The 10,904-nt window shown below is 35.4% G+C and carries 7 protein-coding genes; 3 read left to right on the top strand and 4 right to left on the bottom strand.

Annotated elements, in window-relative coordinates; translation table 11 throughout:
• Window position 1: 1 nt before the first annotated feature.
• Together BHU68_RS07980 and BHU68_RS07975 are read right to left on the bottom strand one after the other, a co-directional pair.
• Window positions 2-865 (bottom strand): hypothetical protein, encoded by an 864-nt coding sequence (locus BHU68_RS07980; protein ID WP_069472040.1) that lies wholly within the window; start codon window positions 863-865, stop codon window positions 2-4.
• Between the two features lie 5 nt (window positions 866-870).
• On the bottom strand, window positions 871-2,292 hold the full coding sequence (locus tag BHU68_RS07975) for a PKD domain-containing protein (protein WP_069472039.1): 1,422 nt from the start codon (window positions 2,290-2,292) through the stop codon (window positions 871-873).
• A 158-nt stretch (window positions 2,293-2,450) separates the two neighbouring features.
• Here BHU68_RS07975 and BHU68_RS07970 point away from each other — a divergent pair, with 158 nt between their 5' ends.
• Together BHU68_RS07970 and BHU68_RS07965 are read left to right on the top strand one after the other, a co-directional pair.
• On the top strand, window positions 2,451-2,927 hold the full coding sequence (locus BHU68_RS07970) for a hypothetical protein (RefSeq protein ID WP_069472038.1): 477 nt from the start codon (window positions 2,451-2,453) through the stop codon (window positions 2,925-2,927).
• Window positions 2,928-2,936: 9 nt separating this feature from the next.
• The gene (locus BHU68_RS07965; protein ID WP_069472037.1) at window positions 2,937-4,712 is read left to right on the top strand and encodes a VWA domain-containing protein; all 1,776 of its coding nucleotides are present in this window, start codon (window positions 2,937-2,939) and stop codon (window positions 4,710-4,712) included.
• Here BHU68_RS07965 and BHU68_RS07960 read toward each other — a convergent pair whose 3' ends face one another.
• Together BHU68_RS07960 and BHU68_RS07955 are read right to left on the bottom strand one after the other, a co-directional pair.
• Window positions 4,713-6,572: a tetratricopeptide repeat protein gene (locus tag BHU68_RS07960; protein ID WP_069472036.1), complete on the bottom strand. Its 1,860-nt coding sequence runs from the start codon at window positions 6,570-6,572 to the stop codon at window positions 4,713-4,715. It abuts the gene before it with no gap.
• A 54-nt stretch (window positions 6,573-6,626) separates the two neighbouring features.
• Window positions 6,627-7,445 carry an ABC transporter permease gene (locus tag BHU68_RS07955; protein ID WP_069472035.1) on the bottom strand — a complete coding sequence of 273 codons (819 nt, stop codon included), beginning with the start codon at window positions 7,443-7,445 and terminating at the stop codon, window positions 6,627-6,629.
• Window positions 7,446-7,649: 204 nt separating this feature from the next.
• Between BHU68_RS07955 and BHU68_RS07950 the strand changes: the two genes are divergently transcribed.
• The gene (locus tag BHU68_RS07950; RefSeq protein ID WP_069472034.1) at window positions 7,650-10,856 is read left to right on the top strand and encodes a hypothetical protein; all 3,207 of its coding nucleotides are present in this window, start codon (window positions 7,650-7,652) and stop codon (window positions 10,854-10,856) included.
• Window positions 10,857-10,904: the final 48 nt, after the last annotated feature.

Genomic DNA, 10,904 nt, shown 5'->3' with positions numbered 1-10,904 from the left:
ATTAATTTTTCAGTTCTGGATAATTTCCAAATTGAATATCAGGAAATTGATGACTACGAATTTCACCTTTATCAATTACTTGAATACCAAATTGTATAGCTTCAGGACCCCAAAGGTCTTTATAACTTATAGTTCCATCTCCCGGTGCGCCTAAGCCTCCTCTTGGATAGGTAAAACTGAACTTATAGATTTTATCTCCATTATCTAATTCACCAGCTAAGTTCATAAGTTGTTTAAAGCCTAATGTATCATTTTGCTTTATGGTAACTTGTTTAATGTCTAATTTACCTTGTCTAATAATGGCAATTATATCAAACTCATCATCACCATAGTCTAAAATAGCTGGAGTATAACCACCCATGATTACTTGTGGCGCAAATCTAGCTCTAGTGTCATAATTTAGAGGTTGAGAAGATTGAGTTGTATTATCTAAAGCAGGAAAGTTACCAACCATTAAATAAGGATATGTATGCGAATAATTTTGCATTTCATCAATTGCAACAATGTTAAATTGCCCGGGTTTTGATCCCCATTGAGTTGAAAATGTTTCATCGCTTTTACTACCACGATCATAAGCAAATGTTAATTTATAAATCTCATCACCATTAGTTAATACTCCAGCAGGAGTCATTTTCATTGACAAGAATCCATCAGTATCATTAAATGATACATGGCGTATTGCTGAAACACCGGGTCTAATCAATGCAACAACGTCATATTGACTATCTGTCAAGTCTAATTTCGTTGGTGATATACCAGCAGCTATGACTTGTGGATAGGCGCGAGCGGTAGCGTTATAATCAACAGCCCAAGCAGACTGTATAATTACAAAAATTAATGATAAAAGTATATATATTTTATACATAACAATTATTGCATCTCAGGAAAGTTACCAAATTCCACATTAGGGAATTTATGACTACGCTGTTCAGCTTGATCAATTACTTCAATACCAAATTGACTAGCATATGGACCCCATAAGTCTTTGTAATCAATAGGTTCATTTCTACCTAATGCACCCCTTGGATAAGTAAAAGTTGCCTTATAGATTTTATCACCATTACTTAGTTCCCCAGCTTGCTCCATCTTAGAATCAAATGCCCCTGAATTATTTTTTAATTTAACTTGTTTGATAGGCAATTCTCCAGCTCTCACTACTGCGATAATATCAAATTCTTCATCACTATAATCTAGCTTAGCAGGGCTATAACCAGCCATTATCATCTGTGGTCCAAAACGTTTAGTTTTATTGTACTTTACAGGTTTTTCTGCTTGGGTTTTAGCTTTCTGTATTGGATAGTTACCAACCATTAAATATGGGTAAGTATGAGATTTATTTTGGGCGCGATCCTTAGCTACAATGTTAAATTGACCTACTTTAGAACCCCATGTTGTTTTTAATACAAAATCTTTGAATTGACCACGTTCAAATGTATAGGTAAATTTATATATTTCATCACCATTAGCTAATACTCCAGCTAGTGTCATTGCTTGTTTCAAACCACCAAATAGTGACTGTGTTTTTTGTACTTGTTCAAATGAAACTGTCTTAGTAGGCAAAACACCGGGTCTAACTATTGCAACTACATCAAATTCGCTATCATCAAAAGCATCTATTACACTAGGTGAAACACCAGCAGCAATAACTTGAGGATAAGCGCGAGCTGTTGAATTATATATAAATTCAGGTATCCAACTTTCTAAGTTTAGAATTTTTGTGCTTTCAGCAGTAGCGTCTTGATCATCTGTAACTGTTAAACTGATTGTATATTCACCTTGTTGTGGAAAAGTCAATTCAGCTTGTTTGCCTGATGTTTCTTGACCATCTGATGATTTCCATTCATAACTACTAATTTCACCATCTTCATCAATAGAATTGCTAGCATCTAGGCTTACAATGAAAGGTACTGGACCTTTTTCTGGTGTGACTGTATAACTAAAGTCAGCTACTGGTGGTGTATTTTTTTTCAATACCATTACAGTATCAGTAGCTGTATCTGCATTTCCTTCAGCATCAATAACTACTAATTGTATTTCATATTCACCAACAGTTTCAAAAGTCATTGTTGAGTTCTTACCTGTTTCTTCTTTGTCAGCAGAAGACCAATTATACTCTTCAATATCACCTGTAGAATCACTAGCGTCTAATTGTACTTCAAGTGGTGTTGTACCTTCTTTAGGATCTACTGTAAATTTCGCCTTTAAGGTTTCATCAGCGGATAAACTACCCACTGACAATAGAGTCATAATACTTGAGAAACACAAGTATTTTAAGTGTTGTTTTAGAGTCATATCAAAATTCTCCTAGAATTTGTGTAAAAAGTAATTGACAACATATTGAAAAAAGTATATTATAATAGTAAGTTTTACTTATTGCAAGTACTTTTTCGTAAAATCACTTTACTTTATATTAAAAACTATTGTCTATAAGGAGAAAAATTGCAATTAATATGAAAAATAAAATTTTCAGTGGAATATTAATATATTTCATTTTTATATTAAATCCGGTGTGGTGTATAGGATTTGATAATCAGACTCAGTCTAAAGTAAAAATAAAATTGTCTAGTGAAACTGTTTGGAATAATAAAGCAGGTGCCGAGACGATTATTGATTTACAACTGACAAATTTAGTTGATGAAAATTATACTGGCGAATTACGTTTGCTGATTTTAGTGCTTAATGGTCGTATTGATTTTAATGCAGTGACTATCACTGTTTTAGATAAACCTGAATCTGTGACTACCGATAAAAAGTATTCAGGTTTTTTTGTAAAAAAGGCTATTAAGTTGCTTGCTAACAGTAATCAAAGTTGGCGTTTTAAAATGATTTTACCCGCAGGTAGTCGCAAACCAAATATGGCCTTGCAATTATTTAGTTTATATAGAGATAAATATATTCTTGCAAGAAAGAGTTTATATATACATTAAGGATTTTTTATGAAAAAAATATTGTTACAATTATGTAGTATTAGTTTACTAATGAGCTTTTCTTTTGTTAGTGAAGCTGTCAGTGTCAAAATTAATAGCCCAGCAAATGGTGCTGTGATTCAAAGTGATAATACCGTTGTTACAGGAATTGCGAGTGCAGTGGGAACTCCCGGTCAAGGTATTGATTTAGTCTTAGTATTAGATGATTCAGGTAGTTTAGGTACTACTGATCCTACTCGTGAACGTTTTAGTGCTATACAACAGTTGATGACCAGTTTTGGTCCCAATGCAGATGTACATGTTGGGATAATATTTTTTACGGGCAGTGCTTCTGTGGCAGTGTCTTTACAACAAGTAAATACAGCGCGTCCAGCTATCAATGGTGCAATACAGAATAATCAAACACCGGGAGGTGGTACTGCTATTGATAGTGGCATTCAATTAGCTAGTAATGAGTTAGCTAGTAAGGGACGTGCAAATGCTTCTAAAGCGATTTTAGTGTTTACTGATGGTGGAAATAATAGTGGTCCTGAACCGGTAAAACAGGCAGCCGCTGCGGCATTTAGTCAAAATCAAGCTGTGTCTTTTATAGGTTTATTTCCTAGTAATGGAACTAATCCTTCTGATTTAGCTGCTTTACAGCAAGCTGCACAAGTAGGTGGTGGTAAGTTTTATCGGGCTACAGATCCTGTACATTTAGCCCCGCTATTTCGTGCTGCTAAAATTGTCTCTATTGATAATGTTACAGTAACTAATGTAACTACTGGAAGAGCTTCTGCTCGTGTGAATTTAACTGCTGGTAATTTTACTGGAAATGTTGATTTAGTGGTTGGACAAAATATTCTAAAAGCTGTAGCAACAGACACTGATGGTAAACAAGCAGCAGATTCTATTACTGTCACAGTTCAGCCAATTTGTCCTGATGATACTAATCCAATTTGCCCATGCCCTAATCCGAGTAATCCTAGTTGCCCTGCTGTGCCAGTAAAAAAAGCTAGTCAAGTCATTATGGGTGGTTTTGATCCTATGTTAATTGATTTTGCTCAAAGAGAAATGAGTTATAAAATTATGGCTGTAGTACGAGAAGGTTCTGCTCCAATTCGATCTGTATCTGTCAAAAAGAATGAAGAAGCTTTTAAGCTCTTATCTAATAAAATGAATTTAGAGGGTCAATTAAGTAATGGTGATAAGATTTATTCTTTAAGCTTAGTTATGGATAGAACATATGCTTTTGAACATAAAGGTGAACCATTAGCAAATTTCTTTGGTAGTGGAGTTGGTGAATATAATATTACGGTTGTGGATGAATCTCAAGAAGTTCATTCTTTTCCAAATTTAAATATGGGTAATCATCCTCATGTTATGATTCACGCGCTAACTGAAGTTCACCCTTATAAAACTAAAGGCATTCGTCGTTTTAGACCCCAAGTATTAATGTCCGGATTAGATCCAATGTTGTTAGATTATGGTGATGATTCTTTTAAAATCAAAGCAATTGTACGACCCGGTAGAACTGGTCTTCAAAATGTTACATTGAAAAATGGTAGTGGTTTTAAGATTGCTATGAATAGAGAAGGTGATATTGGTAATGGTGATATTATGTATAGTGCTGAATATACATTTCCTAGAGGAGCTTTTCCAGCTGGATCATTGCGTGATTTGTTTGGAAATGTAAATTTAGCTAGTGAATTTTTAGTAGAAGCAATTGATGATGCTCAGAACAAACATGCTTTCCCTGCATTGGAAATATGCGGTGGGCGTGGTTGTCCTGAATATAAGCCTTAATTAGTTTTGTAACATTTTTAAATAGTTTCTAACCCTAGCATTGCTAGGGTTTATTTTTAGTACTTGTTTGTATATTGGTATGGCTTTTTGTCTTTGCCCTGTTACTACGAATATGTTTCCTAAGTTGATTTGGGCTTTTAGGTTATTTTTGTCTATTTTTAGGGCTTGTTCGTAGGCTTTTTTGGCGGTTAGGTACAGTTGTTTGGCTTTTTGGTGCTTGGCTTTTTTGTGGTTTTCACGCCCTAGTTCAAAGTAGATGTTGCCTTTGTTTACTAAAAATTTCGCATGATTTAGTTTTCCTAGTTTGTGCCGCTGGCTTAGGGAGTTGTTTACCCACATTAGGGCGTTATTGTATTGGCGTAGGCTTTTGTAAGCCACTATTAGATTTAGTGCTGTTTCTGGGGTTATTGATATTGATGTTCCTATTTGTTTGTGTATTGATCTTTGTAGGGCTTTGATTGCTTTGTGAAAGCTGATTTTACTTTGTTTGATCTTGCCTTGTCGTTGTTGTTGTTTTCCTTGTTGAACTAGGTGTTTGCCTAGTATATTCCATGCTCGTTTCTTTTTTGGTGATTGTTCTACGTTGTGTTGCCATAGTGCTACTGGTTCACGCCACATTTGGTTACGTTGCCATGTTGCTGTTCCTAGTATTAGTATTATGGTTATTGTTATTATTGGAATTATACGTGAATATTGTGGTATTTTTACAACTAGGATATAGGCACATAAACTTGCTAAGCCTAAGTTTGGTAGGTAGGTTCTATGTTCAAATATTACGTCTTTGATGGGGATGAAACTGGATTCTATACCGTGGGCTAGGTAGTAAAAGAATATTCCAAATGCTATTAGTGGTCGTTTACGTAGGTTGTAGGCGGCTATGATTAGTAAGCTTATATGTCCTATTAATGCCCAAAATTCTTGGCTGTGCATTATTCTTGCTAGCCAGTTGTAGTGTTCAGTTCCTGTAAAAAATCCTTGGCTGATTGGGTAAGCGTAGTCTATATGTGAGCTTATTGGCCAAAAGAATAGGCTTATATAGGTCCATAGGACTTTGGTTTGGGTTGCAAAGTAGGCGTAACGTGAGATGTTTGTGGTTTCTCGGCTTAGTACTTCTAGGGATTTTAATGAGAGTGGATCTAGGTTAAATATTGTTGCTATTATATACCATATAATAAATAATGCTATTAGCGAGCTTATTATGGTTAGTATGAAGCGGCGTATATGTCCGGGGAAGAATATTAGTTCTAGTAATAGTAATGCTATTGGTAAGGTTACGGTGTTTTGTTTGGTTAGGAGGGCTAGTATGGCGAATGCTATAGATGTTAGTGTCCAAATTATTGTTGGTAATGGTTTGGGGTTTAGTCGCGCTTGGATGTATGATGCCATTGCGGCTATGTAGAAGAATGCGGCTAATGATGCTATCCTTTGTACTATGTATGTTACTGCTTGTATTTGTAGAGGATTTAAGAGGAATATTAATGCGACTATTATGGGTAGCCATGTTGTTGTTTGGTTATTTTTTAGTGCTGGTGTTGCTATTAAACCACGTACTAATGCAAATATGGCTATACCTGTTAGGAGATGAATAAAAATATTTATTAGGTGATAGCCTTGTACTTGGAATTGGTGGAATTGGTAGTTTAGGGCAAAACTTAGGTAGCCTACTACTCTTAGTTTGTATGTATTCCAGATTTCAAAGATGGTTCCTTGCCAATGGTATATTATTGGGTTTTCTTGGATTGATGAGAAGTCATCTAGGTAGAATGGCACATCTAATGTATGAATATATGTGGCTAGGGTTGCTATTAGTAGTGCTAGTATTTGGATGTAGGTTTTTTTTAGGATGTTTGTTATTTTCATAATTTTTTGTCAATAAAAGACCTGACATCCTCGGGATGTCAGGTCTGTCAAACTTTATACTATTTCTCGAATATGTGGTTGTGCTCTTTTAAATAGTATCCATGCTGGGCCTATTAATAATATCCATATTATTAGTGGTCGGAGTATGTTGCCCCAGTCCCACGGTAGTCCTTGGATTGCTGCGTGTATTAGTGCCATTATGTCTGCTATTGGGTTTATTATTAGTGCCCATTGCATTGTTTCTGGCATTTGGGTTGGCATGTATAGTATTGGGGTTAGATATAGGGTTATGGTTATCATAAATGGAAAGAATTGACTTATATCTTTTAGGAATAAACCTATTATTGATAGTAGGTAGGCTAGTGGAATTAGCCATATGGCTATTAGTAATATGCTTATTATTGCTATTGGTATTGCGGTCATATCTTCTAAAAAAATTACTGTTACTATCATAACTAGCATATATAAAACGGCGGCTAGGATTATTGGTAGTATTGGTAGTATTTCTATTGGAAATACTGATTTTTTGTATAAGCCTCCAAATTCTGGGAGAATATTTAGGCTACGCGATAGTATTTCTGATATAAATAGCCAAGGGAGCATTCCTATTAGGAAATAATCTACGAAGGCTACTCCATTAGGTAGTTTAATTTTTAGTACCATGCCTAGTAGGAACCAAAACCCAAGTATTTGTAAGGCAGGTTGAAGGATTAGCCAAAGATAACCTAGTATAGTTCCTGTAGTTCGTGTAGTAATATCGCGCTTAATTAATAGGTTTAAGAGGTAACGATGTCGATAGATGGCTTGTAAAGGTTCTAATAAGCCAAGTTTAGTAGCAAATATGTATCGTTTAAGAAAATTTATTATGATCATTATGCCTTATAGAATAACATATTATGTCTAAACTGAAAAAAATTTTAAACTATGTCTTGATATTATTTGCAGCTTATGCAAAACTTAGTACATAAAGATTATTTGAGATTTTAAATAATCTATTGCAAAATGGATTGATTTGCAATATTCTTATATGGAGTGTAGTTAATTAGTCTAATGAATAATTTTTCAGGAGAAAAATTTATGAATATAAAGAAAACGCTCATTTCGGTAGGTTTGTCCGCCGCACTGAGTGCCGTGCCGCTGATAGCGCAAGCGGATTTGGTATCTCAGACGGCAATTACTGCTGGTGTTGATGTATTAGTGAAGGATAGTGCTTCATTAACAGGTCAAAAATTATTATTGACTGAAAATGTTGCTGGAGCTGTTGGTGCAGGAACTATTGTTCTTGTACTAGATAATAGTGCAGAATTTGTAACAGGAACAGCAACAGGTAATAATATTGGCGCGTCTGCCAATGTTATTGATGGTAAATTAAAAATAGATGTTACAGCCAACACAGGGACTTCATTAGGAAGTATTACCCTTTCAGGTATTACAATTAAGACTTCTAGCAGTTCTGTTGGTGCTGAGATAAAGATAAGTAAAGATAGTAGTAGTACGGCAACTGGTGCTGAATTCCCTGCTCTAAAAATAGCTACAATTGTAGATCCTAGTGTAACAATAGAAAACACTAGTGGAACTATTCCTTCCTTTAAAGCTGGCTTAGCTGTAGATCTTCTTGACATTTTAATCGCAGAAAATGCAGTAGGTGCTATTGATACGCTTGATGATCAAAATCAATCTGTTACTGATGCAATTACTGTCACTTTACCTTCAGGTTGGACATTTGATGGTACTCCAAGTATAACGGATACTAATGCTACTGTGAATACTCCTGATGCTAACACAGTAACAATTAAAGATGTAACATCTAGTAAAATTTCTATAGAAGCGAAAATTAAAGCACCTGATAGTGTTAGTAATGGTGATGTTAAAGCTGATATAACAGTTAAACTTTCTAATGGCGAATCTAAAAGTGAAACACTAGTAGTCGGAACAGTGGAAGAGAGTGGTATTAAGGCTATAGTAGTTGATAAATCAACAGCTGCCTTTGATGCTGAGAAAGCAGCAGCAACTTCAGTACCTGAACTACCAATAGGTAAGTTGAATGCCCAACTGAATTCTATTATGGTAGTGGAAAACTTTGGAAACGACTTCACTGCAGATGATAAATTAGTGTTAACTTTACCAACCGGTGTTAAGTTCGTTTCAACTGGAGTCGCAAACTTAGATTCTAAGTATATTACATTAGGTACTGTTGCAGATCCAAATAGTGATAATACACTGACCATTCCTATTACAGATGGTGGAACAGATTTAACATCTGCAAATAGCAAAGGCGGTGTCTTAATTATCAAAAGCGGTATAATAGTAAATATTGCTGAAGATGCACCAGAAGGTGATATTAAGGCGGTTCTTACTGGTACAGTCAATGGTGGTGATATTGCAGCAACTGAGCTAGTTATTGGTAAAATCATAAAAGGTGGAACTACAAATGAAGCTAATTCAGATATTAAAACTGTTGGTGTAGGTAGTTCTAATGTAGAAATTGCTGAATTTACCTTAACTGAAGTTGTTCCGGCTGCTCTTAAAGGCAATAACAAAACAATTACTTTAACTTTACCTGATGGTGTTACTTGGACAAATACCACATCTGCACCAACGTGTACTGGAAGTAGTATTACAATTGGTCCTATTGATGATTTCACTGATGGTGATAAAGTAGCTACTTTCCCTGTAACTACAGTTTCTACAAGTACAGCTGGTAAAATTACTTGTACAGGTTACATAAATATTAAGTCTGATTTCAAACCGGGTGATATTGAAGTAACAATTGGTGGTACTGCTGGTGCAACTGAAGGTAAAGTATTAGTAGCAAAAGCAGCTACAGGTACAAGTGTTGCTGTAGGTGATGTACCTCAGTTGAAAGCTGGTGTTTCTGCCAAAGAAATTGCAACTATAACTATAAATGAAGCTTTCGCTGGTTCTTTATCTAAAGATGGTAAATTTAGAATTCAATTACCTGAAGGCTTAGTTTGGACAGCAGCTCTTCCAACAATTTCCACTGAATTGAAATCTGGAGAAAGTGGTACTAAACTTGTTAAAGATATTAATTCTACTGGATGGAGACTTAGTCTAGCTACTACCATAACTGTTAATGATACTGTAGTAATTCAAGTACCTAGTACAGCTTCAACTGGTGCAACAGTAATATCATTTGCGGAATTGAAGATTAATATTCCAGATGGAAGAGCAGATGGTTTAATCGAAGTTAAACTTTTTGATGGTGATGCAGCAGGAATAGATGGTGCTGGTGTAACTGAAGAAAGTAAATTGTTAGTAGGTATTATTGGTGATATTCCTGAGTTCAAGGTTGATCCATTAACAGTAAAAGTTGGTGCTGGTGATACAGTAGAAGTTACTGCTTCAGGTGGTTTAGGTACAGCGAAGGTTGGTGCAGTAGCGGATGCTACAATTGCAACAGCAACCATTAAAGATGGTACAGTTACTATAACTGGTGTTAAAGCAGGTAAAACTTCAGTAGAAGTATCTGATGGCAGTGCCACAGCACAAACTAAGACAGTAGCAATTGAAGTAACAGCAGCGGCAGAACTATCAGTTCCAGCAACTGCTGAAGTTGCAATTGACAAAACTGTTGAAGTTAAAATTACCGGCGGTAAAGCAGACTTTACAGTAACATCATCAGATGAAACAGTAGCAACTGCAACACTAAAAGATAAGACAATAATTATCAAAGGTGTTAAAAAAGGTACAGCAGATGTAACAATTAAAGATGCTGATGGTAAAGAAGCTACAGTTACTGTAACTGTTACAACAGTAGTTAATCCTTTTGAAAATTTACCAACAGCTGGCGGTAAAGATGGAGCAGCTACTGGTATTGACAAAGACGGAAAACCAGTAACAGTCGAAGCTAAATTCTCTGGTGGAGTAAGTACAGATGGTGGTACTACTTATACTTCAGAAGTTCCAGCAGACAAAGCAATTACTGTCAATGTTCAGATCAAAGTTGATCCTAAGCATGAAGGTAAAGCAGGTAAATACTATGTAGTAGCTGGTTATCAACCTAATGCAACTCAACTATTCTGGTGGTTCTATAAAGAAGATAAAACATTTGTAGATTGGGAATTAACTGGTGATGTTGCTGCCGATCTTGCTAAGAGAGTTGCTTACAAAGAAACAACTGATTTAGGTACACTTGAGATTGAACTAGCCAAAAATTTAAATCTCAAAGACTTCAAAGGTACATACTTTGCCTTCTTAGCTTATGAAATAGAAGATGGAAGCATTTTCTTCAACTTACCAGCTATAGAAATGACACAAAAATAGTAGGTATGTTGTAATAGCCTAAGTAGTAGAAAGGGCGGTATTCCTGAA

The sequence above is a fragment of the Candidatus Marithrix sp. Canyon 246 genome (assembly GCF_001723685.1).
In the GTDB taxonomy this organism is placed as follows: Bacteria; Pseudomonadota; Gammaproteobacteria; order Beggiatoales; family Beggiatoaceae; genus Marithrix.
This window is presented reverse-complemented; position numbering and strand designations above follow the sequence as displayed.

Coding starts and splice junctions, on each gene's coding strand:
- BHU68_RS07980 (WP_069472040.1), bottom strand. CDS start 865: ATGTATAAAATATATATACTTTTATCATTAATTTTTGTAATTATACAG.
- BHU68_RS07975 (WP_069472039.1), bottom strand. CDS start 2,292: ATGACTCTAAAACAACACTTAAAATACTTGTGTTTCTCAAGTATTATG.
- BHU68_RS07950 (WP_069472034.1), top strand. CDS start 7,650: ATGAATATAAAGAAAACGCTCATTTCGGTAGGTTTGTCCGCCGCACTG.
- BHU68_RS07965 (WP_069472037.1), top strand. CDS start 2,937: ATGAAAAAAATATTGTTACAATTATGTAGTATTAGTTTACTAATGAGC.
- BHU68_RS07970 (WP_069472038.1), top strand. CDS start 2,451: ATGAAAAATAAAATTTTCAGTGGAATATTAATATATTTCATTTTTATA.
- BHU68_RS07955 (WP_069472035.1), bottom strand. CDS start 7,445: ATGATCATAATAAATTTTCTTAAACGATACATATTTGCTACTAAACTT.
- BHU68_RS07960 (WP_069472036.1), bottom strand. CDS start 6,572: ATGAAAATAACAAACATCCTAAAAAAAACCTACATCCAAATACTAGCA.